Origin of the sequence: Pseudothauera hydrothermalis (genome assembly GCF_003345255.1) — a bacterium.
GTDB lineage: Bacteria > Pseudomonadota > Gammaproteobacteria > Burkholderiales > Rhodocyclaceae > Pseudothauera > Pseudothauera hydrothermalis.
Genome location: NZ_CP029331.1, coordinates 1,726,176 through 1,751,313, shown reverse-complemented (window position 1 = coordinate 1,751,313; position 25,138 = coordinate 1,726,176). Strand labels below are relative to the sequence as shown.

19 protein-coding genes are annotated in these 25,138 nt (G+C 63.6%); 11 read left to right on the top strand and 8 right to left on the bottom strand.

Annotated features, from left to right (window positions below):
• Positions 1-164: 164 nt before the first annotated feature.
• Positions 165-2,063, top strand: coding sequence for a SurA N-terminal domain-containing protein (locus DIE29_RS08455; RefSeq protein ID WP_114649662.1), 1,899 nt, complete (start codon positions 165-167; stop codon positions 2,061-2,063).
• A gap of 33 nt (positions 2,064-2,096) precedes the next feature.
• Here the strand turns inward: DIE29_RS08455 and DIE29_RS08450 are convergent, their stop codons facing one another.
• Positions 2,097-3,977, bottom strand: coding sequence for a methyl-accepting chemotaxis protein (locus tag DIE29_RS08450; protein WP_102041509.1), 1,881 nt, complete (start codon positions 3,975-3,977; stop codon positions 2,097-2,099).
• Between the two features lie 379 nt (positions 3,978-4,356).
• Here DIE29_RS08450 and DIE29_RS14815 point away from each other — a divergent pair, with 379 nt between their 5' ends.
• The 4 genes from DIE29_RS14815 to DIE29_RS08435 are packed head-to-tail and all read left to right on the top strand — an operon-like array spanning position 4,357 to position 10,358.
• Positions 4,357-5,118, top strand: coding sequence for a DUF3369 domain-containing protein (locus tag DIE29_RS14815; protein ID WP_237269428.1), 762 nt, complete (start codon positions 4,357-4,359; stop codon positions 5,116-5,118).
• Positions 5,021-6,571, top strand: coding sequence for a bifunctional diguanylate cyclase/phosphodiesterase (locus tag DIE29_RS08445; RefSeq protein ID WP_237269427.1), 1,551 nt, complete (start codon positions 5,021-5,023; stop codon positions 6,569-6,571). Before DIE29_RS14815 ends, DIE29_RS08445 begins: the two co-directional genes overlap by 98 nt.
• Positions 6,550-7,671 carry an ABC transporter substrate-binding protein gene (locus tag DIE29_RS08440; RefSeq protein ID WP_114649661.1) on the top strand — a complete coding sequence of 374 codons (1,122 nt, stop codon included), beginning with the start codon at positions 6,550-6,552 and terminating at the stop codon, positions 7,669-7,671. The genes DIE29_RS08445 and DIE29_RS08440 overlap by 22 nt, the downstream gene beginning before the upstream one ends.
• Positions 7,668-10,358: a PAS domain-containing sensor histidine kinase gene (locus tag DIE29_RS08435; RefSeq protein WP_162860617.1), complete on the top strand. Its 2,691-nt coding sequence runs from the start codon at positions 7,668-7,670 to the stop codon at positions 10,356-10,358. The genes DIE29_RS08440 and DIE29_RS08435 overlap by 4 nt, the downstream gene beginning before the upstream one ends.
• 3 nt (positions 10,359-10,361) lie before the next feature.
• Here DIE29_RS08435 and guaD read toward each other — a convergent pair whose 3' ends face one another.
• From guaD to DIE29_RS08400, 7 genes are all read right to left on the bottom strand, one after another.
• Positions 10,362-11,681, bottom strand: coding sequence for a guanine deaminase (guaD, locus tag DIE29_RS08430; RefSeq protein WP_102043164.1), 1,320 nt, complete (start codon positions 11,679-11,681; stop codon positions 10,362-10,364).
• A 30-nt stretch (positions 11,682-11,711) separates the two neighbouring features.
• Positions 11,712-12,800 (bottom strand): BMP family ABC transporter substrate-binding protein, encoded by a 1,089-nt coding sequence (locus DIE29_RS08425; RefSeq protein ID WP_102041513.1) that lies wholly within the window; start codon positions 12,798-12,800, stop codon positions 11,712-11,714.
• Positions 12,801-12,846: 46 nt separating this feature from the next.
• Positions 12,847-13,779: an ABC transporter permease gene (locus tag DIE29_RS08420; protein WP_102041514.1), complete on the bottom strand. Its 933-nt coding sequence runs from the start codon at positions 13,777-13,779 to the stop codon at positions 12,847-12,849.
• A gap of 11 nt (positions 13,780-13,790) precedes the next feature.
• Positions 13,791-14,855: an ABC transporter permease gene (locus tag DIE29_RS08415; protein WP_102041515.1), complete on the bottom strand. Its 1,065-nt coding sequence runs from the start codon at positions 14,853-14,855 to the stop codon at positions 13,791-13,793.
• Positions 14,842-16,413, bottom strand: a complete 1,572-nt coding sequence (locus DIE29_RS08410; RefSeq protein ID WP_114649659.1) for an ABC transporter ATP-binding protein — start codon at positions 16,411-16,413, stop codon at positions 14,842-14,844. The genes DIE29_RS08415 and DIE29_RS08410 overlap by 14 nt, the downstream gene beginning before the upstream one ends.
• A 135-nt stretch (positions 16,414-16,548) precedes the next feature.
• The gene (locus tag DIE29_RS08405; protein ID WP_237269426.1) at positions 16,549-17,184 is read right to left on the bottom strand and encodes an HNH endonuclease; all 636 of its coding nucleotides are present in this window, start codon (positions 17,182-17,184) and stop codon (positions 16,549-16,551) included.
• 150 nt (positions 17,185-17,334) lie between these two features.
• Entirely contained in the window at positions 17,335-17,886 is a 552-nt protein-coding gene (locus DIE29_RS08400) for an NUDIX hydrolase (RefSeq protein WP_114649658.1), read from the bottom strand.
• A gap of 221 nt (positions 17,887-18,107) precedes the next feature.
• Here DIE29_RS08400 and DIE29_RS08395 point away from each other — a divergent pair, with 221 nt between their 5' ends.
• From DIE29_RS08395 to motB, 6 genes are all read left to right on the top strand, one after another.
• Complete coding sequence (locus tag DIE29_RS08395; protein WP_114649657.1) at positions 18,108-20,093, top strand: sensor domain-containing diguanylate cyclase; 1,986 nt, start codon at positions 18,108-18,110, stop codon at positions 20,091-20,093.
• A gap of 52 nt (positions 20,094-20,145) precedes the next feature.
• The gene (locus DIE29_RS08390) at positions 20,146-21,840 is read left to right on the top strand and encodes a putative bifunctional diguanylate cyclase/phosphodiesterase (protein WP_237269425.1); all 1,695 of its coding nucleotides are present in this window, start codon (positions 20,146-20,148) and stop codon (positions 21,838-21,840) included.
• A gap of 260 nt (positions 21,841-22,100) precedes the next feature.
• The gene (gene flhD / locus DIE29_RS08385; RefSeq protein ID WP_114649655.1) at positions 22,101-22,433 is read left to right on the top strand and encodes a flagellar transcriptional regulator FlhD; all 333 of its coding nucleotides are present in this window, start codon (positions 22,101-22,103) and stop codon (positions 22,431-22,433) included.
• A complete protein-coding gene (flhC, locus tag DIE29_RS08380; RefSeq protein WP_114649654.1) occupies positions 22,430-22,975 on the top strand; it encodes a flagellar transcriptional regulator FlhC in 546 nt (181 codons plus the stop codon). Before flhD ends, flhC begins: the two co-directional genes overlap by 4 nt.
• A 158-nt stretch (positions 22,976-23,133) precedes the next feature.
• Positions 23,134-23,988 carry a flagellar motor stator protein MotA gene (gene motA, locus DIE29_RS08375; protein WP_102041521.1) on the top strand — a complete coding sequence of 285 codons (855 nt, stop codon included), beginning with the start codon at positions 23,134-23,136 and terminating at the stop codon, positions 23,986-23,988.
• Positions 23,989-24,050: 62 nt separating this feature from the next.
• Positions 24,051-25,043 (top strand): flagellar motor protein MotB, encoded by a 993-nt coding sequence (gene motB, locus DIE29_RS08370; RefSeq protein WP_114649653.1) that lies wholly within the window; start codon positions 24,051-24,053, stop codon positions 25,041-25,043.
• Positions 25,044-25,138 lie beyond the last annotated feature (95 nt).

Below are 25,138 nucleotides of genomic sequence, written 5' to 3'. Positions count from 1 at the left end.
GACGCTGCATTTTCTGGTTCTGTGACCGACGCCGCGCCCTGCGCATCGAGGCCGACCTTGTTCTGGCCTCCGGCCACCGCCAGTGCCATAATCGCCCACTTTGCCGCTCAACGGTGCGCGATGCTAAGCGGCGCATCCTCTCCTCTTTTCCACGGAAAATCACGATGTTCGAGGCTGTACGCAACAACAAACGCTTCGCTCAGATCATTCTGGCGATTCTCATCGTTCCTTTCGCATTCTTCGGCATGGATGCGTACTTTTCCGACAGCCCCGGCGGCAGCGAGGTGGCCACGGTTGGCAAGAGCCGCATCAGCGCCTTCGAATTCGACCAAGCCTTGCGCGAACAACAAGACCGTTTGCGCCAATCGTTGGGCGGCCAGGCCGACCGCGCGCTACTCGATTCGGCGCCATTGCGCCGCGCGGTGCTCGATAACCTGATCAATCAGCGGGTACTGGCCCTGCATGCGGCGGACAACCGTTTTGTGGTCACACAGCAGCAGCTCAGGGAGGCGATTGCCGAGGTGCCCGCGTTTCAGGAAAACGGCCAGTTTTCGATGCAGCGTTACGAGACGCTGCTCAGCGCCCAGGGCATGACGCCGGCCAGTTTCGAGGCCCGGTTGAGCCAGGATCTGCGCATCCAGCAGCTTGCCGAGGCGGTGGGCGATGCGGCCTTTGTGCCCACCGAATCGCTGCGCCGTTTCTTGACCGCCCAATTGGAAGAACGCCAGGTGCGCGAGCTGCGCTTTGCCACCGCCGATTACCTGCCCAAGGTAGAGCTGGCCGAAGATGCCGCACAGCGCTTCTATCGGGACAATCCGGATCGCTTTGCGCGCCCGGCGCGGGTCAAGGCGGAATACGTGGTGTTCGACCAGCAGGCGTTGATCGAACAGATCGAGGTCTCCGAGGACGAATTGCGTCAGGTGTATCAAGACAACCCGGCGCGTTTTGGGGTGCCTGAAGAGCGCCGCGCGCGCCACATTTTGCTGGAAGTAGCCGCCAACGCCGATGAGCAAGCGGTCGACAAGGTTGCCGCCGACGCCCAGTCCCTGGTGGCCACCCTCAAAGCCAAGCCGGACAGTTTTGCTGCGCTCGCACGGGAACGCTCCGCGGACCCGGGCTCGTCGGCGCGCGGCGGCGATCTTGGTTTCTTTGGTCGCGGCGTGATGGTCAAGCCTTTCGAAGATGCGGTATTTGCGGCGGCCAAGGACGAAATCGTCGGCCCGGTGCGCTCCGATTTTGGTTTTCACATCATCCAGGTCACCGACATCAAACCGGCCAGTGTGCAGCCCTTTGCCGCAGTGCGTGCGCAGATCGAAACCGAACTCAAGCGCCAGCGCGCGGCGCAACGCCACGCCGAATTGGCCGAGCAGTTCGCCAACACCGTTTATGAACAGCCCGAAAGCCTGGCGCCGGTGGCCGAACTGCTCAAGCTCAAGGTGCAAAGCACCGACTGGATCGATCGCAATGCGCTCGCCGTGGGCCCCTACGTCAGCGCGGATCTGGTCGCCGCGCTGTTCTCGGACGAGGTGCTGCAAAAGCGCCACAATACCGAGGCGATCGAAGTCGGTAACGGTACGCTGGTGGCCGCCCGGGTGGTGGATTACCAGCCGGCCGAGACCTTGCCCTTCGATGAAGTCAAAGATGCCATCGTTGCCGAGCTGCGCAATCAGGAAGCCGCCCGTCTGGCGCAAGCTGCCGGTCAAGCCGCGCTGGCCGCGGCACAAAAGGGCGAAGCGGTCGAGGGGCGCTGGGGCGAGACGCTGAAAGTGCAGCGTGGTGCCAGTGCGCTGCCGCAGGCCGCGCTGCGGGAAATCTTTGCCGCACCCACGGCCAAGCTGCCTGCTTACACCGGCGTTACGCTTGGCCCGGAGGCTTATGCGATCTATCGCATCGAAGCGGTCGAGCGGCCGCAGTTGGCCGCCGACGATCCGCGCCTGGCCGCGGTGTCACGTCAGTATGCGCAGCTTTTGGCCGAACGCGATTTCAGCGCATTCCTGACCTTGCTGCGTGAGCGTTACGAGGTGGCGATCCGTCCGGCTGCCATCGCCCCGGCGCAGCCCTGACCGCGCCCCACGGCGGCCACAGGCCGCCTTTAGTCAGAGTTTGAACCCCGACAGCAGCCGCTCGGTGGCGTCAGCCACCGCGCGCATTTCCGACAGCGTGCGGCGCGCAGTCTGCAGCGCATCGTCGGCGGCAAGCAGGCGGGCGTTGATTTGCTCGGTGCTTTGCGCCATCAAAGTGGTGGCGTTGGTCTGTTCGCGGGTCGACAGCGCAATTTCACCGATCCGCTCGATGGCTTCCTGCAAGCGGGTCTGCATGTCGGCAATGCGCTCGGCAGCGGTGTTGCTCAAAGTGACGCTGGTTTGCACCTCGGCCGTGGTGGTGCGCATGCGCGCGGCAGCCTGACCGGTCTCGGTGCGCACCCGCTCGATCATTTTGCCGATCTCCAAGGTTGCGCCGGCAGTGCGTTCGGCCAGTTTGCGCACTTCATCGGCCACCACCGCAAAGCCGCGCCCCTGCTCGCCGGCGCGCGCCGCCTCGATGGCCGCGTTGAGTGCCAGAAGATTGGTTTGATCGGCAATTTCGCGGATCACCTCGACGATGCTGCTGATTTGCTCGGAACTGGTTTCCAGTTGTTCGAGCACGCTGGACAGGGCGTTGACCTCGTCCATGGTGCGGGCGGCATTGCTGGCTGCCTCGCGCACTTGTTGCACCCCTTTGGCCGATAGCTCACCGGTTTCATGCATCAGCCGGTCGGCATCGCCGGCATTGTCGGCAATGTGCGATACGGCCACGGTGATTTGCTCGATGGTGGCGGCGTTGGAACTGGAGATGTCGGCAAGCTGGCTGGATTCGGCGGCGATGGTGCCCATGGTCGCTTCCAGGCTGCGCACGCCACCGGTGAGCCGGGCCGCTTCGTCGTTGAGCGAGCGGAACATTTGGTGCAGGCGCCCAAGAAAGGTGTTGAAGGCGCGGGCCACCTTGCCGATCTCGTCTTCGCTGTCAATCTCCAGGCGTGCGGTCAGATCGCCCTCGCCCTGGGCGATTTCGGCCAGCGCATGGCGGATGCGGCGCAGGCCGGAGAGCAGGCGGGCGAGCACCATGGAGGCGATTCCGGCCGCCGCTGCAGTGGCCACCGCCAGCACCGCGACGATCCCTACCAGCAAAGTGTCGAGCGGGGCGAGCACCACTTGGCGCTGCATCGCGACGCCCAGCACCCAGTCGGTGTTGGGGACGGCACGTGCGAGCATGAAGTAGTCGGTGCCTGCTGCGCGGATGTCCGCCAAGGTGTCACCGCCGATCATGCGCTCCAGGCGGGCCGGATCCAGGTCGGCGGAAAATTCGCCGATTGGCTTGAGCACCAGCGCTGAGTTGGGATGCGCCAGAATGGTGCCGTCGCGGTGCAGCAAAAAAGCTTGGCCTTCGCCGGGGATGGGGTTGTTGAGCAAGGACTTGACCAGGCTGCCCATCGACACGTCGGCGGCCACCACCGCAGCGGTGCGTCCGCCTTCGCGCACCGCCGCCGACAAAGACACTACCAACTGGCCGGTGGAGGCGTCGGCGTAGGGTTTGGAGACGAAACCGCCTTCACCGGCTGCCACCGCGCCCACATACCAGGGCCGTGCGGTGGGGTCGTAACCAGCCGGCAGATTCTGCGGGGTGCTGAACACCGTGCGACGATCTTCATAACCCACATAGACCAGATCGAAGCCGCCGCCTTGCTCGAAGCGCTGCAGCCACGGCAGCACCTCCTCGGTCAGTGCGACCTCGCGCAGTGCCGCCACTTGGCGCGCCCGTGCGCTGACCCATTCGGACACCAGTTGCGCATAGCCGGCGGCGACCCCGCGGCCCTCGCGGGCCACGCTGTCGAGCAGCAGGTTACGCAATTGGTAATAAGACACCGCGCCGCTCACCGCAGCGGTGAGCAAAATCATCAGCGCTACAAAGGCGATCAGGCGCACTTGCAGGGATTTCATTTCGGATCTCCTTCGATGTGGCCGGCTGTCGCAGCGGCGGATGCTAGGTCGAATCGGTTACGGTTATGCGGCTGTCGGCGCGTGGGTGAGCGCCACGGCATAGCCACCGTTATCGGCAGATATCGGTTGCCCGAGGCGCGAACTTGAGGCGCAGGCAGCCATATCGACACCAGTACCGATGCGCCCGCCTTCATTCTGATGTAGTACAAAGGTGCTAAAAACGCGCCCCCCGCCGGAGCCGTAGGTGCCAAGCGGGTGACAAAGGTTGCACGATTGACAACTTGTAAGGCGCTGTTTCAAAGTTCTGGCATACCAAGGCAGCGGTGCGCAAAGGGCAAAAACGGGTTTCGGATAGCAGGGCTTTTGCCCGGGAGATTGAGTGACAGACGAATTTTTGTTCAGTGAAGAGCTGCCTGCCGACCATCTTGCCCAACCCCAGTCGGTTTGGCGGGTGCTGGTGGTCGATGATGATCCGGATGTTCACGCGTCCACCCGCTTTGCGCTCGGCGGTGTGAGCGTGGTGGGGCGGCCGGTGGCGCTGCTGCATGTGCATACTGCCGCCGAGGCGCTGGCCGTGCTGGCGCGTGAGCGCGATATCGCGGTGATGCTGCTCGATGTGGTGATGGAAGATGAGCACGCCGGCCTGCGTCTGGTGGACAAAGTCCGGGCGATGCCCGAGCACCAGAATTTGCGCATCATCCTGCGTACCGGGCAGCCGGGCTACGCGCCCGAGACCGAGACCATCGCGCGTTACGACATCAACGACTACAAAACCAAGAGCGAGCTGACCCGCGCCAAGTTGTTCGCTTCACTGACCGCGGCAGTACGCTCTTACGAGCAGTTGCAACGTATCGAAGGCGGGCGGCGCGGGCTGGCGCAAATTCTCCAAGCCAGTCATCAACTGGCGTGTCAGGACGGGCTGGACGCTTTTGCCGCTGGGGTGATCACCCAGTTGGCCAGTTTCATGGGTACCTCGCCGGATGGGGGTGGTTTGCGCCCGCAAGGACGAAGACCGTGCAGGCGGCCAGCCGAGCTATCAGATTTTGGCCGCTGCCGGCCGTTACAGCGCGTTGATGCATGGCCGGCTGGAGGCATTGGGCGACGATCCGGTGGTGAGCCTATTGCGCCAGTGTCTGGATGAACGGCGCAACATCGGCTCGGCGCAGGGGGTTGCGTTGTACTTTCCTGCCGATGGCGTCTCTTTTGCCGCCTATGTGGACACCGCGGGTCGTGCGCTCCAAGTCGATGAACCGCTGTTGCAGATGTTCTGCTCGCACATCGCCTTGTGCGGCCGCAACGTGAAGCTGATGGAGCGCTTGCGGGAACTGGCCTTCCGCGACCCCTTGGTCGATTTACCAAACCGTGTCGCTTTTTTGCAGGAGGTGGCGCGCAGGCTGGAAGCCGGGCAGCCAGCACAGACCTTAGCGTTAGTGGATATCGACCACTTTGGCGCGCTCAACGACTTGCTCGGACATCGCTATGGCGACCTGCTGCTGCAGGAGGTGGCGCGGCGTTTGACTGCGATGGCGGCTGGCCAGGCGGTGGTGGCACGTGTGGCCGGCGATGTGTTCGGGCTGGTAGGAGCGGATGGGGCGCTCGATCCGGGCCGTATGACTGCGTTGTTTGCCGAGCCTTTTCTGATCGACGGCGGCGAGCAACGTATCTCGGCCTCAATTGGGCTGGTGCGCGGCCAAACGGGCGACGATGCGGCCTCCCTGCTAAAGGACGCGTTCATTGCGCTCAAGCGCGCCAAGGGCGAAGGGTTGGGGCGCCATGCCTACTTTTGTCCGGAAGTGGGTGTGGAGACGCGCGAGCGCACCCGGCTGCTGCACGGGTTGCGTGATGCGTTTCAACGCCAGCGGCTGTTTTTGGTGTACCAGCCGCAGGTCGATCTGGTCAGCGCGAGGGTGCTCGGTTTTGAGGCGCTGCTGCGCTGGCGTAACGACGATGGCAGTTTCGTGCCGCCGGACCGCTTCATTCCGCTGGCCGAGCAATCCGGCTTGATCGTGCCGATTGGGCAATGGGTGCTGCGCTCCGCGCTGCACACGCTGGCGATGCTCGATCGGGAAGGTTTCCCAGGGCTGCGCGCGGCGGTGAATGTGTCGGTGGTGCAGTTTCGCGATCCGCTGTTCGTGGAAGTGGTGGATCGAGCGCTTGCCGATGCCGGGATGAGTGCCGACCGCCTGGAGCTGGAGGTGACCGAGTCGGTCTGTGTGCTCGGGCAGGACGCGGTGGCTGCGCAACTGGGGGCGCTGACCCGGCGCGGCATCCAGGTGGCCATCGATGACTTTGGCACCGGTTTTTCCTCTTTGTCCTATCTCGATCGCCTGGGTGCCGACCGGCTGAAAATCGACCGCTCCTTTGTGCAGTCGCTGGAGCAGCCGTGCGGCAGCGCCCGTATTGCGGAGATGGTGATTGCGCTGGCACGCCGCTTGGGGATGCGCTCGATTGCCGAAGGCGTGGAAACCGAAGCTCAGCGCCGGCGCCTGATCGAGCTGGGCTGCGACGAAGGCCAGGGCTATTTGTTTGGCCGGCCGATGGCGCTTCATGATTTTAAGGCGTGGTTGAGATCATGGCAGTCTGGCGCCGTTTGAGCGCCGCTTGGGTGGCTGTGCTAGCGGGTCTTGTGCTATCGGCCTGTGGCGGCCAGGAGCAGGCGCTACGCATCGGCTTTGTCGCCAGCTTTTCCGGCGGTGGGCAGGATCTTGTCATCGGCGCGCGCAATGGCGTGCAGCAGGCCATCGATGCGTTCAATGCCGCTGGTGGCCATCACGGCCGGGTGGTCGAACTGGTGCTGGCCGACCTGGCGGTGGATTCGCCTGCCGCTGCCATTGCGCGTTTTCAGCAGCAGGGGGTGGAATTTGTCATCGGCCCTTTGCTCAGTGTCGAAGCGCTAGGACTGCTGCGCACCCCAGGGGCCGAAGCCTTGGTGTTCGTCAGCCCCACGGTGACGACGCCGGCATTGTCCGGACGTGACGACAATTTTTTTCGTGTGGTGCCCACTGTTCAGGCTTATGCCGCGTCGATGGCCGAGCGCCTTTATGCGCGCGGACTGAGAACCGCGGCCATGGTGCGCGAGACTACCAATCCTGAATACAGCCTTGCCTGGCAGGACAGCTTTAGCGAGCGTTTTATCGCGCTCGGCGGGTGCGTGGTGATGAACGCCACGCTGTCGCCGAGCGATGCTGAGGGTTACCAGCTTGCCGCCAAGCAAGTGATGGCCGCTACGGCCGAGGTGGCCGTGGTGGTTGGCCCGCCGCTGGATGTTGCCCGCTTTGCGCAGCGTCTGCGCGACCTGCCGGGGCGGCAGCCGGTGTTGGCGAGCGCAGAGTGGGGCGGCGGTGAAAGCTTGCCGGAACTGGGCGGTCACGCGGTCGAAGGCGTGATCGTCCAGCAGTTTTTTGATCGCGACGCAAACGCGCCGCGTTATCTTGAGTTTGCTGCGGCCTACGCCGAACATTATCGTCAGCCGCCCGGATTCGTGACGGTCTTGGCCTATGATGCGGCCAACGCGGTGCTTCAGGCGATCCGGCAAAGGCGCGCCGGCCAATCGGCCCGCGACGCGATGCGCGCGCTGCAGACGCTGGAAGGTTTGCAGCAAACCTTGCACTTCGACCGCTATGGCGACACCTTGCGCAGTGCGCACATGGTACGTGTCGAGGCGGGGCGATTCGTGGCCGAAGGCGACCGGTGAGCGTTCGGCAGCGGCGGTTGCGCACTTCGCTGACCCAGTTGATCGTCACCGCGACGATGATGGTCATTACCCTGACCGCTGTCATGCTCACCGTCTATCGCCTGCCGCAGCTCGGCGAGCGTGCCGATGAGCAGGCAGCCGATGCAGTGTGGCGGGGCGCGCAGGCGTTGGATCATCTGTTGGGCGTCAGAGAAGTCAGCCTGTCGCCCCTGGTCCGGCTGCTTGCCAACGGCGAAGTAGAGGCTGCGCGTCAGTTGCTGACCGCATGGCCAGAGTCGTTTGCGGGGTTTCACGCCGTTTATGTGGTGGATTCTTCCGGACGGGTGCGTTTTGGCATCGAGACCGGCGGCGGGGCTGCGCGGGCGATTGCGCAAGACTGGTCGGTAGACGGCAGCCGGTTGTTCCGGCGCGCCTTGAATGCGACCGATTCCGTCTGGGAAGAAAATTACCCCTCGCTGGTCTCGGGCTGGCGCACGCCCGGTGTAGGTATGCGCGCCGGGGGCTATGTGGTGATCGGCGAGTTGGCCACCGCGGTGCTGATGCAGCAACTGCGTACGCTCATCGGCCCTTCGTCTCATCCTTTGCTGGTGCTCGATAGCCGCGGCGATTGGGTGCTGGATAACTTCGACGGCCAGGACCTGCGTCTGCGCAGCTGGGCGGCCGACCCGGTGCTGCGCGCGGTCTGGCGGGGCGAGGCGTTGCCGCAGTCGGCCTCACTACAGGGTGTGACGGTCAGGCCGGTGGTGGCCAGCGATACGCATCTGGGTTGGACCTTGATCGGCGGGGCGCCGATCGGCCTGGCCAATCCGGACATCCGCATGACGATGTGGCTTTTGCTTGGCGCGGTGGGTCTTTCGGCATTGATCGCGTTGATCCTGGGGCCGCTGTGGGCGCGCCAGCTAGAGCGCCCCTTGGCCCGGTTGATGCGCTTGAGCCGGGAAGTGGCCAGCGGCCAGCAGCGCACGCCTTGGCGGGCGCAGAAAATTTTGGAGCTGGATGAGCTGGCCGCAGACCTTCAGCGCACCGCGGCCATCATCGAAGCGCGTGAGCGCGAACTCAGGCTGAGCGAACAGCGCCTGAACGACACTTTCGAGTTGTCGCCGACCGTTGCTATCCAGTGGATAGACCGCGAAGGTACGGTACTGCGCTGGAACCGTGGGTCGGAAATCATGTATGGCTACAGTGCGGCCGAGGCGGTGGGCACCAGGCTGGACGCCTTGATGTTTTCGGCAGAGCAGTTCCGCGAGTTTTTGGGTCTGCTCGACCGGGTCGAGCAAAGCGGTGGCAGCGCAGGGCCATTCGAAGCGGTCATTGCGCATCGCGATGGCACACCGCGCCATATCCTCTACACCACTTACGGCATCCCGGACGACCACGGTGGCCTGCAGTTCGTATGCATGGACTTGGACATTACCTCGCTGCGGCGCTCGCAAGCCGAAGAGGCCGCCCGCGAGGAAGAGTTGCAGCTCGTCTTTAATCTTTCCCCTGCGCCGATGACCGTATCCACCCTGGTCGACGGCGAGTTCCGTGTGCTGGCGGTCAATGAGGCCTGCTTGCAACAGTTCGGTTTCAGCAGGGCGGAGCTGATCGGCAAGACCGGGCTGCAGATCGGCTTGTGGGCGGAGGTGGACCTGCGCGAGCGTTTCATTGCGCGCATCCGCGCTCAGGGACAAGTCAAAGATTTCGAAGCCTGGATGCGGGCGAGCGACGGCCGCAGAATGCTGTGCACCGTCTCTGGCGCGTTGGCCACCATCGGCGGCCGGGAACTGCTGATTTTGGTGATCGTGGATGTCACCGAAGCTCGGCGCATGCAGGACGAACTGCGGGCGCTCAACGATGAGCTGGAGCGACGAGTTGCGGCCAGAACCGAGGCGCTGGCGCGTGCCCATGAGGAGGTGGCCGCAGCGCTGGCCTCGCTACGTCAGACACAGGACCAACTGGTCCAGTCTGAGACGTTGGCCGCGCTTGGCCGCCTGGTAGCTGGCGTGGCGCATGAACTCAATACGCCAATCGGTAACGCGCTGATGGCGGTCAGCACCCTGCGTGAATCCAGTCAGCAGTTCCAGCGTGAAATCGACCGTGGCTTGCGCAAGTCGGTACTGGAGGCTTTCGTGCGCGATCTGACCACCGGGTTGGAGATTTCCGAGCGCAATATGCACAAGGCCGGCGAGCTGATCACCAGCTTCAAGCAGGTGGCGGTGGATCAGACCAGTTCTCAGCGGCGCCGCTTCGAGGTGCAGGAGATTGTGTCGGAAACCCTGATGACCCTGCACCCGACGCTCAAGCGCACGCCTTATCGGGTAGAGGCCGACATCGAGCCCGGTCTATGGATGGATAGCTACCCCGGCCCGCTCGGGCAGGTGCTTGCCAATCTGATCAATAATGCGGTGATGCACGCCTTCGATGGACGCGACCATGGCACGGTGCGCATCACCGCCCAGGCTCGGGAGGAAAACGGCGGGGTGCGTATCCGGGTGGCCGATGACGGTAGTGGCATTCCGGAAGAAGCGCGCAAACGGGTGTTCGAACCGTTCTACACCACCCGTCTGGGTCGCGGCGGCACCGGATTGGGGCTGCATATCGTCCATGCCAACGTTACCCGGGTGCTGGGTGGCACGGTACGGTTGGTAGACGATGCGACCGGCGGTGCGGTGTTCGAGCTGGAGCTGCCGCAGGTGGCGCCGTGACGCTCACCGGCTGGCTGTGTCGCGCCGCCAGGCGAGCTGCCCCAGCACCCAGGTTTCCGCCACGCAACGATCGTCGCCCAGCATCATCAACAGGAACAGACGTTCGGCCAGGGTGGCGGCAGTGGCGTGACGACGCGCCAGCAAGGCGGTGGCGGCAGGATCGAGCACAACGAAATCCGCCTCCCGCCCGGTGCGGAAATTGCCGATACATTCGTCCAGATACAGACTGCGGGCGCCGCCCAGAGTAGCGAGGTAGAACGCCTGCTCGGGGCGGAGGTCCTGCCCGTTCAGGCGCAGCACCTTGTAGGCTTCGTTGAGTGTGGCAAGCATCGAGAAGCTGGTGCCGGCGCCAACGTCGGTGCCCAGTCCGACCCGCAGGCCGTGCGCCTGCGCCGCGGCGTAATCGAACAGACCGGAGCCCAAAAACAGGTTGGAGGTGGGGCAAAAGCTCACCGCGGTGCCGGTGGCCGCCATGCGCGCACGGTCGGTGTCGTCTACCCAGATGCAGTGCGCGTAGAGGCTGCGCGGGCCGAGCTGGCGGTAGTGCTCATAGACGTCGAGATAGCTGCGCGCGGCGGGATAAAGCTGGGCCACCCAGGCGACCTCGGCACGGTTTTCGGCGACATGCGATTGCAGATACACCCCAGGGTATTCGGCATACAGACCTCCGGCAGCCTGCATCTGCGCCGGCGAGGAAGTGGGTGCAAAACGCGGCGTGATGGCGTAGAGCAGGCGGTCGCGGCCATGCCAGCGCTCGATCAGGCAGCGTGTGGTATCGATGCCCAATCCGGCGTCATCGCGCAGAAACTCCGGGCAGTTGCGATCCATCAGCACTTTGCCGGTGATTAGCCGCATGCGGCGCAGCCGGGCGGCCTCGAACAGCGCATCGACCGAGGCCGCATGCACGGTGGCAAAGGCCATCGCCGTGGTGGTGCCGTTTTTCAGCAGTTCGTCGCAGAAAAAGCCCGCGACCTCGGCCGCGTGTGCGGGGTCTTCGAAGCGCCGCTCGGCCGGGAAGGTGTAGCGCGTCAGCCAGTCGAGCAGTTCTTCGCCGTGGCTGGCGATGATGTCGGTCTGCGGGTAATGGACGTGGGTGTCGATGAAACCCGGCATGATCAGCATGCCGCGCCGGTCGGCGACGGCAGCCTCCAGAGGCAACTTTGCCAGCAGCTCGGCCGCCGGGCCGCATTCGGCGACATGGCCGCCGCGCAGAATCAGCAGGCCGTCGGCAAAGTGTTCCAGTGCCGCAGAGCCGTGCTCGGCGGGGTCGGCGAGAAAGTGCACGATCTCGCCGCGAACGGCCTGCAGCCTGCCTGCGTCCATGCTGTGGGTCGGCATCGGTGCCGGGCCTTGTCAGCGTGCGTTGGGCAGCCTGGAGGCCACGCCCTGGACGAAGAAGTCCATCTTGCCCAGCGCCGCGTCGTCCATCACCGCGCCGGCTGACAGGCGTTCTTTGCCGGCCTGGTCGACGATGGGCCCGGTGAAGGGGTGGAAGCTGCCGGCGCGCAGTTTATTGGCCAGCGCTTCGACCTCGGCCTTCACCACGGGCGGAACCGCCGGGTTCAGCGGTGCCAGGCGCACCATGTCGTCTTTGAAGCCGCCCCAGATGCGGGTGGGCTTCCAGGTGCCGGCGATCACTTCCTGCACCGTGCGGGTGTAGAAATCGCCCCAGTGATGGGTGGTGGCGGTGAGATGAGCCTTGAGGCCGTACTTGGACATGTCCGAATGGTAGCCAAACGCATAGACGCCGCGTTCTTCGGCGGCCTGCACCACCGCGGTGGAATCGGTGTGCTGGGTGACGATGTCCGCGCCTTGGCTGATCAGCGTCATCGCCGCTTCGCGCTCCTTGCCCGGGTCGTACCAGCTATTGACCCAGATCACCCGTACCTCGATGTCTGGGTTTACGCTCTTGGCGCCCAGGGTGAAGGCGTTGATGCCCTGCAGCACCTCGGGAATCGGGAAGGCCGCAACATAGCCCAGCACCTTGGAGCGGGTCATGCGCCCGGCGATCACGCCGGTGAGGTAGCGGCCTTCGTAAAAGCGCGCATTGTAGGGGGCGAAGTTCTTGGCCGACTTGTAGCCGGTGGCGTGCAGGAAGGTGACGTTGGGAAACTGGCGGGCCACCCGCTCCACATAGTTCATGTAGCCGAAGCTGGTGGCGAACACGATCTTGTGGCCGCTGGCGGCGAATTCGCGGATCACCCGTTCGGCGTCGGCGCCTTCGGCCACGTTCTCGACGAACTTGGTTTGCACCTTGGCGCCGAGCTTGGCCTCCATTTCCTTGCGGGCGAGGTCGTGCTGGTAGGTCCAGCCGGCATCGCCGATCGGGCTGACGTAGACAAAGCCGATGCGTACCGGCTCCTCGGCAAAGAGGCTGGCGGGCAGGCCGGCGGCCAGGGCAGCGGCTCCGGCGGACAATATGAACTGGCGACGATCGGTCATGAACTTCTCCTCAAGGATTGTGCGGCGTGTGGCCGGAAAAACGGGATCAGGCTTCGGGGCGATAGGGTTTACCCAGAGAGGCTGGCGAGTTGAGGCGTATCGTGTTTGGATTGCGCGAGATTGCCACCAGCACCACGATGGTGGCCCAGTACGGCAGCGAGGACAGCAGTTGCGAGGGGAAATCGAGCTGCAGGCCGGAACCCTGGATGAACAGTTGGGTGATCATCACCCCGCCGAACAGATAAGCGCCGAAGAGCACGCGCAGCGGCCGCCAGGTGGCAAAGACCACCAGCGCCAGCGCAATCCAGCCGCGCCCGGCGACCAGTCCTTCCACCCACATCGGCGTATAGAACACCGATAGGAAAGCGCCGCCTATGCCAGCCATGGCGCCGCCGAACAGCACCGCCAGATAGCGGATGCGGATCACCGGATAGCCGATGGCGTGTGCGGACGAGGGCGATTCGCCCACCGCGCGAAGCACCAGTCCGGCGCGGCTTCGGCTCAGAAACCACCATACCGCCCAAAACAGCGCCCAGGAAAAATAAACCAGTGCCTGCTGGTTGTAGAGCGCTTCGCCAATCAGTGGAATATCGGCGATGAAGGGGATACGGATCGGCGGCACCGCCGGCAAGGCTACGGATTCGAAGGGGCGGCCGATGAAGGCCGACAGGCCGACGCCGAAAATCGCCAGCGCCAGCCCCGAGGCCACCTGGTTGGCTTGCAAGGTAATGGCCAAAAAGCCGAACAGCAGCGCCATTGCCGCGCCGGCCATCATGCCGGCCAACACCCCGAGCCAGGGGTTGCCGCTACTGTGGGTGATGGCGAAAGCGGTGACCGCGCCCATTGCCATCATGCCTTCGGCGCCCAGGTTGAGAACCCCCGCGCGTTCATTGACCAATAGGCCCAGGGCCACAATGATCAGCGGTGTGCCGGCCACCACGGTGGCAAACAGCATCGAGGAGAACAAAGACGCGTCCACGCCGTTTCCCCTCAGGCCGCAGCCCGCCCGAAGCGCAGGCGGTAGTGGATGAACACATCCGAGCCCAGCAGGAAAAAGAGCAGCAGGCCCTGGAACACCATCGAGATCGAACTCGGCAGGTTCATGTACTGCTGCGCCTGCTCGCCGCCGATGAACAGCAAGGCCATCAGCAGGCTGGCCAGCAGGATGCCGAAGGCGTGCAGCCGGCCGACGAAGGCCACGATGATGGCGGCAAAGCCGTAGCCCAGGTTCACCTTGTCGGTGAGCTGGCCCATCGGTCCGGCCACTTCCGCCATGCCCGCCACCCCAGCTGCCGCGCCACCGGCCAACATTCCGATCCACACCGTGCGCGGGGCGGAATAGCCGGCGTAGCGTGCTGCCTGCGCCGCCTCACCCGCAACACGCATCTTGAAGCCCAGATGGCTGCGGTGCATGAAAAGGTAGCCGGCAACCAGCAAGCCCAGCGCAAACACCACGCCAAGGTGCAGGCGTGTGCCTTCGACCAGGGTGGGCAGCAAGGCGGCCTCATGGAACATGGCGGTCTGTGGAAAACCGAAGCCCATCGGATCGCGCCAAGGGCCGAACACCAGCCAGGAGACGAAAAGCTGGGCCACATAGACCAGCATCAGCGACACCAGGATTTCGTTGGTGTTGAAGCGGGTGCGCAGCAGCGCTGGGATCGCCGCCCACAGCGCGCCGGCGGCAGCGCCGGCGAGCAGCATCGCCGGCAGGATCAGCGCACTGTCCGATTCGGCAAAGTGCAGCGCCACCCCGGTGGCGCCAACCGCGCCCAGCATGAACTGGCCTTCTGCGCCAATGTTCCAGACGTTGGCGCGAAAACCCACCGCCAGGCCGATGGCGCACAGCATCAGCGGGGTGGCCTTGAGTAGCAGTTCGGACAGGCCGTAGAGGTCTTTCAGCGGGTTGAGCAGAAAGTAGCGCAAGCCCTCCAGCGGGTCCTTGTCCAACAGCCAGAAGATCACCAGGCCGGCAGCCAGCGTGAGCACCGCGGCTACAAGCGGCGAACACCACTGCATCAGCCGCGAAGGTTCGGCGCGCGCCTCAAGCCGCAACACGATCTGCCTCCGTATCCGTTGGGTCGGCGCCCGGCCACAGGCCGCTCATCCACACGCCGATGTCCTCGACGCTGGTTTCGGCCACCGGACGGGCAGGGGAGAGCCGGCCCTTGGCGATGACCGCGATGCGGTCGCAGATTTCGAACAATTCGTCGATTTCCTCGGAGACCACCAGCACCGCACAGCCGCGGTTGCGCAGATCGATCAGGGTCTGGCGGATGAAGGCCGCTGCGCCCACGTCCACTCCCCAAGTCGGCTGGGCGCACACCAACAGGCGCGGTGTCTGCAGAATCTCCCGGCCCAGGATGAACTTTTGTAAATTACCGCCCGACAGCGAACTTGCCGCGGCCTGCGCTCCGCTACAGCGCACGTCGAAACGTTCGATGCATTCGGCGGTAAAGCGCTTGGCGCGCGAGACGGCGAGCAGCCCGGCGCGCACCAGGCCGGCACGGTGCGCGGCGGTCAGGATGGCGTTTTCGGCCAGCGACATCGATGGCACCGCGCCGCGCCCGAGGCGCTCTTCGGGCACATAGCACAGGCCCAGGCGGCGACGCTGTGCCGCATTCAGGCGGCCGGCTTCGACACCGCAGATTTGCACCGGAAATTTCTCGGCGATGACTTCCTCGCCGGAGATGGCCTGCAGCAGTTCTTGCTGGCCGTTGCCGGACACGCCGGCAATACCGACGATTTCGCCCGCATGGACATCCAGATGAATGTCTTTGAGATCGGTGCCAAAAGGGTCTGCGCTCGCATGCGACAGGCCGGCAAGACGCAAGCGCAGCTCACCGCCGCTGGTGGCCGGGCCGTGCTGGCAAACCGGCAGGTCTTTGCCGATCATCAGCCGTGCCATGGATTGCGCGGTTTCTTCGGCCGGACGGCAGTGCCCGGTCACCCGCCCGCCGCGCAGTATGGTGGCGGTATCGCACAGCGCCTGGATTTCGTCCAGCTTGTGGCTGATGTAGAGAATCGAACAGCCTTCGGCCGCGATTTGCCGCAGAGTCTGGAACAGCTTGCGGACCGCCTGCGGGGTGAGCACCGAGGTGGGCTCATCCATGATCAACAGCTTGGGGTTTTGCAGCAAGCAGCGGATGATTTCCACCCGCTGGCGTTCGCCCACCGACAGCGCATGGACGTGGCGGCGCGCCTCCACCGGCAGGCCGTAGCGCTGCGCAACCGCTTCGATCCGCTGGGCCAGTTCCGCCAGCGATGGTTTGCCAGGCAGGCCCAGCGCGATGTTTTCGGTGACGGTCAGTGTTTCGAACAGGGAAAAGTGTTGGAACACCATGCCAATGCCAAGCGCGCGCGCGCGGGCCGGACTGTCGATGCTGACCGCTTTGCCTTCCCAATGGATTTGGCCGGCAGTGGGCGCGGTTACCCCATAGATGATTTTCATCAACGTCGACTTGCCGGCGCCGTTCTCACCCAGCACGGCGTGTATTTCCCCGGGTTCGACAAGCAGGTCTATGCCGTCATTGGCGACCACGCCCGGATAAACTTTACGGATGCCGGTCAGGCGCAGGCGCGGCACTTGGCCTGCGGACGGACTGGATGAAGGCATGTTTTAAGAGGGCTCCCTGTTGATTCCCCGGTCGCCGTGCAGGCATGCCAGGGCCCTGCGCCAGCGCTGCAGGTCAAGCGGAGAATATTACCCCGAGCCGGCTGGCTACGGCACACCGGAACTGCTTGGAAGCGCTCAGCCGGTCAGACGCAAGCGACTTTGCCGGGGCAGATGGCGGGTGAGGAAATCCATCTGATCGGCAAGAATGTGGCGATTGCACAGGATCAGGTACTCCGCCTTGTTGGGCACATAGGGCGCGTAGAGCAGGGGCATGCGGGCCTGTTCCGGAGTGCGCCCGCCTTTTCTTTGATTGCAGGCCCGGCAGGCGGTGACCACATTCATCCAAGTGTCACGGCCGCCCAGCGATATCGGCTGGATGTGGTCGCGGGTCAGGGCCGCGGCTGCAAAGCGCTGGCCGCAGTAGGCGCACAGCTGACGGTCGCGGCGGAACAGTTCGCGGTTGTTGAGTGGCGGCACCTGCTGCAGAAAATCTGCACGTTGGGCGCGTCCCTTGATGGCGATAATACTGTTGGCGGTGATCTCGGAGCGCTGGCCGGTCATGCGGCAAACACCGCCGCGGATCACAAAATGGCGCTCGCCAATGCTCCAGGCCACCATGTCACGTGCGTAGTAGTGGCAAGCGGTCTGCCAGCTCACCCAACGATACGGCTGACCGTGCATGTCCAACGCGAGAATCCACGGCCAGCGGCCCGCGGCACGGCCGTCCATGAGCTCGATCTGCGACAAGGCTGAGGCGGTGAGAGGCTGCACAGCGTCTCCCTTTGGTGTGGCCGGCGAAGCGGCGGCCGGCAGCATGAGCGCTATCAGACCAGATTGGGGCGCGAGCACGCAAGCGCGGCCCGAAGCGGCGTGTCGGCCTGCAGTAGGTCGTTGGCTTCGAGCACAGAATGCGGGCAGGGTTCAGTCGAACGGCGGGTTTGTGGACGGCAGAATGCTGCCAGTGTGCAAAGGCCAGTGGCCGCGCCGACGGTCTTCAAAATACAAGCGCAAGGTGCGTTCGATGGAACGGAAGGCGATCTCACGCCAGGGGATGTCGGCTTCGTCGAATAGCGCCACATCCAAGGATTCTTCGCCCGGACGGAAATTGAGATCAAGTAGCTGAGCCCGATAAACGAGATGCACCTGACTGATGTGCGGGATGTCGAACAAGGTGTACAACGCGCCAACCTGGATGCGTGCGCATGCCTCTTCCAGGGTTTCGCGGGCGGCCGCTTCAGCGGTGGTCTCACGGTTTTCCATGAACCCGGCGGGCAGGGTCCAGAAACCCTGACGCGGTTCGATGGCCCGCCTGCACAGTAAAATGCGTCCGCCCCATTCGGCCAGGGCACCCACCACCACTTTGGGATTCTGGTAATGAACGCTGCCGCAGGCCGGGCATACGTGTCGGGGCAGCGTATCGCCAGGCGGCACACGGTGTTCTACTGGGGCGCCGCAATTGGAGCAGTACTTCATGGCGGGCAGGACGGGCGGTCGATGCATGGATTCTAGCGCGCAGGCGTTACGCTTGACGATGCGTTTTGCGCACCGTTCCGGGGTCGTTGCGACGGATACGGGTTTTCCCTTGCCCCCGCAATGTGAGCGATTCGGCTCCTTCACAGCCATCCTGCGCGCAGGGTAAAGTCGGGGCGTTTTACATGCTGCAGCATGCGCAGCAACGCCTGACACGGAAAACTATGGCAAGCCACTTCGATTCCAGCCGATATGAGGCGCTCAAGGCATCGGGCGAGCTACCCTCGCCGCGGGGTGTGGCGCTGGCCATCGTCCGCCTGACCCAACAGGAGGATGTGTCAATGGCGGAACTGGCGCGGATCATTCGCAGCGATCCGGCCTTCGTTGGCCGCCTGATCAAAGCGGCCAACGGTATCGTGGCTATGACCCGGCGGCCGGTGGTTTCGGTGCAGGAGGCGTTGATGGTGCTTGGCCTGCCTGCGGTGCGCACCATGGCGCTGGGTTTTTCGCTGCTCTCGGACTACCGCGGCGGCGCGTGCGAACGCTTCGACTACGATGCCTTTTGGTCCTCCTCGCTGGCCGCAGCGGTGGCCGCCCAGGTCTTTGCCCAGCGTAACAGAGCGGGGGCGCCGGACGAGTTGTTCAGCCTGGGTTTGCTGTCGGATGTCGGTTCGCTGGCGCTGGCGACGATTTACCCGACCGAGTATGCACGGATTCTTGCCGAGGCCAGGCGCTATCCGGAACGACGGCTTGCGGATCTGGAGCAGCGCGCCTTTGCGATCACGCACACCGATCTATCCGCAGCCATGCTTGCCGATTGGGGGGTGCCCAAAGTGCTGGTCGAACCGGTCCGGTTGAGCGAAACCCCTGAGCGCTCCGGCGCTGCGCCGGGCAGCCGTGATTTTCTGCTGCTCAAAACCTTGCTGGCCGCTCGCACGATGGCGGCGCTGTGTCTTGCGCCAACGGCGGACCGGCCGGCATTGCTGCGTGAGTTGATCGACACGGTGGCAGCGTTCGAGATGTCGCCGGATGAGTTGTTGGCCGCAGCCGATCGGATCGTTGCCATGTGGCGCGACTGGGTGAGCGATTTGGCGCTGCCTGCGGCCGAGCCCCCGGTGTTTTCTGCGCTCATCGAGGCGGCCAAACAGCGCGGCGGCGAAGCGTTCCGAGCGGCCACTCCTGAGCACAGCGGGTTCGAGTGCGAAAGCGGCCAGAGCGGGGAGGTAACGGTGAATGATGAGGCCGTCGATGGCTCGGTGCGGGCGCTGGTGGTGGCCGCGGACCCGGCCCTTCGCGCCCAGTTGCGCGCAGTGCTCGAGGCGGCCGATTGTCAGGTGTTTGAAGCGGCTGACGGGGCGGGCGGCCTGGAGCGCGCGCTCGAAATCCAGCCGCATATTTTACTCAGCGACTGGGCGCTGCCGCAGATGGACGGGTTGGCGCTGGTGCGCGCACTGCGCGCCACCCGCATCGGCCGCAGTGCATACATGTTGCTGCTGACTGAATTGGACGAAGAAGATCGGGTGGTTGAGGCTTTCGCAGCCGGCGCGGATGATTTTGTCGGCAAACCGGTCAAGCCGCGGCTGTTGGCAGCCCGCCTGCACGCCGGTTTGCGTGTGGTCCGTTTGCAGCAGGAACTCGAACGCGATCGTGAGCAGATTCGCCGCTATGCGGCCGAATTGGCGGTGAGCAACCGTCGTTTGCAGGAAGCTGCGCTCACCGATACGCTGACCGGCTTGCCGAACCGTCGCTACGCCCTCGACCGCATGCAGCAGGCGTGGTTGGCGGCAACGCGTAACGATCAGCCGCTGGCCTGCATGATCATCGATGTGGACAACTTCAAGCAGATCAACGACACCCACGGCCACGACGCCGGCGACCGTGTGTTGATGGCCACCGCCGAAGCCCTGCGCGGCGCGCTGCGCGGACAGGATGTGATTTGCCGCACCGGTGGCGATGAATTTCTGGTGATTTGCCCGCAAAGCGAACTGACCGCGGCCATCGGCTGCGCCGAGCGTTTGCGCCAAGCGGTCGATGCGTTGGAGGTGGCTCATGGTGAGCTGCGACTGCAGGTCAGTATCAGCGTCGGCGTGGCGGCGCGGGATGCGAGCATGGCGAATCTGGATGCACTGATCAAACGCGCCGACGAAGGCGCATACCTTGCCAAGCGGCGGGGGCGCAACCGTATTGCAGCGGTGCAGCAAATGGGGTGACGCGTTTGCAGGGCGAGCGCCGATGGGCAAGATGAGCGAGGAAATATTTGCGATGAATGACGCGCCGGTCCGCATGCTGGTGGTCGATGATTCCGAGGACGACACTTATCTGGTGCGGGCCGAACTGGGCCGTCGGGGTTTGCCGGTCGATTGCCGGCGGGTCGATTGCGCGCTGGATATGGCGGCAGCCTTGGCCAGCGAGGACTGGGACATCATTCTGGCCGATCATCAGATGCCGGGCTTCGATGCCCTGGCTGCGTTGGATGTGCTCAAACGCAGCGGCAAAGATGTGCCTTTCATCATCCATTCCGGGCAGATTTCGGATCGGCAGGCCGTCTCTGCAATGTACGAAGGCGTGGATGATTTCATTGCCAAGGGCGACTATGAGCGCCTGGTGCCGGTGGTCGAGCGCGAGCTTCGCGGCCTGCGGGCGCGTCGCGCGGTGCGTCGGGCCGATTCGCGGATCGAGCAACTGGCGTATTTCGACAGCCTTTTGGCGCTGCCTAATCATCAACTTTTTTGCAGCAAGGTGACCGCCGCCATCCAGGATAGCCAGGCGCGCGGACGGCCGCCCAGTGGCGCGGTGCTGGTGGTCGATCTGGATCGCTTTTTGCGCATCAATGCAAGTTTCGGCTATGAGGCAGGCAATGAGCTGTTGCGCCAGGTCGGCTGCCGCCTGCGGGCGGGGTTGGCGCCGGAGATCCTCTTGGCGCGCCTGGGAGGTGACGAATTCGGACTGTTCGTGCCGGGTGCCAGCGATCGGGACGCGGTCGAGACCATCGCCCGTTGGATCGTGCGCAGTTTCGATCAGCCGCTACTCAAGGACCGGGTGGAGTTGTTTCTGACCGCCAGTGTGGGGGTGGCGATGCTGCCCTCCGATGGCGAGACAGTGCTCGATCTGTTGATGAATGCGCAGACCGCCATCGCTCAGGTCAAGCGCGCCGGCGGCAACGGGGTGCGGTTTTATGAGCGCACCATGAATGCCGCTTCGGCCGAGCGGTTGGCAATGGAAGCCGATTTGCGCCATGCCATCGAGCGCGGCGAGTTGTTTCTTGAATACCAACCAGTGGTCGGGACCGCTCACGGCCGGCCGGTGGGCGCCGAAGCGCTGTTGCGCTGGCGGCATCCGCGGCTGGGTAGGCTATCGCCCGATCGCTTCATCGCGCTGGCCGATGAGACCGGGATGATTGCCGAAATCGGCGCCTGGGTGTTGTTTGAGGCGGTACGTCAGCTACGGCAGTGGATCGATGCAGGGCACGCGCGTGCGCGGGTGTCGGTGAATGTGTCGGCGGTCCAGTTTGCCCAGCCGCGACTGCTCGAAGTGGTCTCCGACGCCCTGCAAGCAAGCCGTCTGCCGCCAGGCAGTCTAATTCTGGAGATTACCGAAAGCTCGCTGATGACCGATGTTGAGGCCGCCGCCGCTATGCTGCGCGCGCTCAAGAATATGGGGGTCAAGGTCGCGGTGGACGATTTCGGCACCGGATACTCTTCACTGTCGTATCTCAAACGTTTGCCAATCGACATCATCAAGATCGACAAATCTTTCGTGCGCGAGGTAGGCGATCGCACCGAGGATACGGCCATCGTGCGGGCGATCATTGCGCTGGCAAAAAGCCTGCAACTATCCACCATTGCCGAAGGGGTGGAGTCCATCGGCCAGGTCGAGCTTTTGCGTGTGGCTGGCTGCGATTGTCTGCAAGGCTATTACTTTGGACGCCCGGCAAGCGCCGCGGCGATTTATTCGTAGGTTTTTTGCAACACTGTGCGCGCCAAGGCGGCCAAGTCCGGAGTGTGCCGCCACACAAACGCGCCTGAACTGGCTAAAGTTGTAAAAGCGGGCGTGGGTGCCGGTGAGCGGCGGATGGTTCTTGTAAGGAAAATTCTTACAATGTGTCTCGGTTTGTCGTTACGATAGATTTCTGACCGTCCTGCTGGCCAGTTTGCTGGCCTTTGTTCAGAATTTACTTTAACTTTGCACTACGAGTCCCTGATAGGGAGCTTTTTTACATGGATCGCCCCGACTTTCAAGCAGAAATCCGGGAACTGAACCTCGCCTATCTGATGCTGGCGCAGCAAATGTTGCGTAGCGATCGCGAAACTGCGATGTACCGGCTGGGTATCGGCGCCGAGGTGGCCGACCTGCTGCTGGGGCTCAGTGCCGCAAAGTTGGTGCGTATGGCCAACAGCCAAGTGTTGATACCGCAGTTTCGTTTCGATGACAGCCTGCTGGCCGGGCTGATGGCAGGCGAAGGGCGGGACCCGGCAACTTCCGGGCTGCACGCAGCAATCATTACAGCATCGCGGGCTACCGCAGAGCGCTGTGAGGGAGTGGAACGATGAAGAACAAAAGCATCATTCAGGAAGCCGAAGACATCCAGCGCGCGGTGGAAATGGTGCGGTTGGGCGCGCGCATGCAGATGCTCGAAGCCGAGACCCAGCTCAGCCGCGAACGCTTGCTGAAAATCTATAAAGAAGTGCGCGGCGTCTCGCCGCCTAAAGGCATGCTGCCGTTTTCCACCGACTGGTTCATGACCTGGCAGCCGAATGTGCATGCCTCGCTGTTCATGGGTTTTTACCGCTTCTTCAGCGAGCGTGCCGGACTCAAAGGGCTGGATTCGATTCTCAAGGCCTACCATCTGTATCTGGACCAGATGGAGGCGGACGGTCTGGAGCCGGTGCTCAGCCTGACCCGGGCGTGGACCCTGGTACGTTTTTATGACGCGGATCTCATCCAGATGGCCGCATGCACCACCTGCGGCGGCCACTTTGTGGCCCATGCCTATGATCCCACGCAGCACTTCGTATGCGGGCTGTGTAACATGCCGTCGCGGGCTGGCAAAACCAAGCGCGCGGCAAAAAAAGTCAAGGCTGAGATCGACTGAATCTTGCGCCCGAGGCCGTAACCGGCGCCGGGGTCGCCTGTTGTGCAGGCGGCCCCGGTGTTTTTTGGCGCTCGGCTCAAGTTTTACTTGGCAGTGCCGTTGGGAAAACAGTATTTTTTCAGGCTCCCGCCACAGGAGCGGACGCGCAGAGGTGCCTGGTGCTACTGATAGTCGGATATGTGATCATTCTTGCCGCTTCGGTCGGCACATATGCGGTTCATGGCAGTCTGGCGGCGCTGTGGGTGCCGCTGGAGTATCTGGCCATCATTGGGCTGATGATCGGCGGTTTCGTGGCCAGCAATACCGGCCGAAGCATGAAGGCAACGCTCAAGGCCATCCCCTCGGCGCTCAAAGGCTCGCCTTACAACAAGGCCATGTACATGGATCTGTTGGCGATGATGTACGAGATTCTCGCCAAGGTTCGCAAAGAGGGGTTGATGTCCATCGAAAACGATGTCGAAAACCCCGAGTCCAGCCCGATTTTTTCGAAGTATCCAAGTGTGATGGCGGATCATCATGCGGTCGAATTTCTGACCGATTACCTGCGCATGATGGTCGGTGGCAACCTCAATGCCTTCGAGATCGAAAATCTGATGGACATGGAGATCGAGACCCATCACGCCGAAGCCCATGGTCCGGCTCATGCGGTAGCCAAAGTGGGCGACGCGCTGCCGGCTTTCGGTATCGTGGTGGCGGTGATGGGTGTGGTGAACGTCATGGGCTCGGTGGGTGAGCCGCCTGCGGTGCTGGGCAAGATGATCGGCGGCGCGCTGGTTGGTACCTTCCTGGGTATTCTGCTGTCTTATGGCTTCGTGCAGCCGATTGCCGGCCAATTGGAGCAGAAGGTGGAAGAGGGCGGCAAGATTTACCAATGTATCAAGGTGGTGCTGCTTGCCAGCATGAACGGCTATGCGCCGCAGGTAGCGGTGGAATTCGGCCGCAAAGTGTTGTTTTCCACCGACCGCCCGACCTTTGCCGAACTGGAACAGGACATCAAGTCCCGCAAGGGTTGATTGCCGGACCGGTATCGAACATGCCCCGAGCCGCTTGTGTTTGCCTGGTGGATGCTTGAAGCATGAGTGACGACACTCAACAACCTATCGTCGTCAAACGCATCAAAAAAGGCGGCGGTGCGGCGCACGGCGGCGCGTGGAAAATTGCCTACGCGGACTTCGTGACCGCGATGATGGCTTTCTTTCTGCTGATGTGGTTGCTCGGCTCCACCGCGCAGGGCGATCTGGAGGGCATTGCCGATCATTTTCAAAACCCGCTCAAGCTGGCGCAGCGAGGCGGCAGCGGCGTAGGTGACAGTTCCAGCGTGATTCAGGGGGGCGGGGAAGATTTGACCCGCTCGTTGGGCCAGGTCAAGCGTGGCGATGTGCAGGATCGCCGGACCATCAACCTGGATGCGGCGACCGGCCGGCAGCGCTTGCCCCCGGATATGGAGGATGTGCTCGCCCAAGAGCGGCGCACGGAACGCGCGCGTTTGCTCGATCTGAAAGGACGCATCGAGGCGATCATCGAGGCCGACCCTGCGTTGCGCCCGTTCAAGGACCAGATCTTGATGGACATCACCCTGGAGGGCTTGCGCATTCAGCTGATCGACGAGCAGAACCGGCCGATGTTTCAAAGCGGCAGCGCCGAATTGCAACCCTACACCCGCGAGCTGCTGCGCGCCATCGGCCGTGCGCTCAATGAGGTGCCCAATCATGTGAGTCTGTCCGGGCATACCGACTCGGCGCCTTATGCCGGCGGCGAACGCGGCTTTTCCAACTGGGAACTGTCCAGCAACCGCGCCAATGCTTCGCGCCGCGAGATGGTGGCCGGCGGGTTGGAGCCGGGCAAGGTGTTGCGCGTGGTCGGGCTTGCCGACACCATTCATTTCAATCCGGACAATCCGCGCGATCCGGCCAATCGGCGGATCAGCATCATCGTGCTGAACAAGCAGACCGAAGAAGCCTTGCGCGGCGAGGGGGCGGGCCAGCGCGCAATCGAAGTGGGCCAGGACAGCCCGCTCAGCAGCGACGCGCTGCGCACGGGCTCGCCGCCGGCGCGTCCTGGGCAGTGAGTGCCAACGCTAAAGTTGTGCCGACGCACGGTCGATAAGTTCCAGGCGCGGTCCCGGTTTGCACTTGCGGTGCGCCGTTGCCGCGAGCGCTTTTA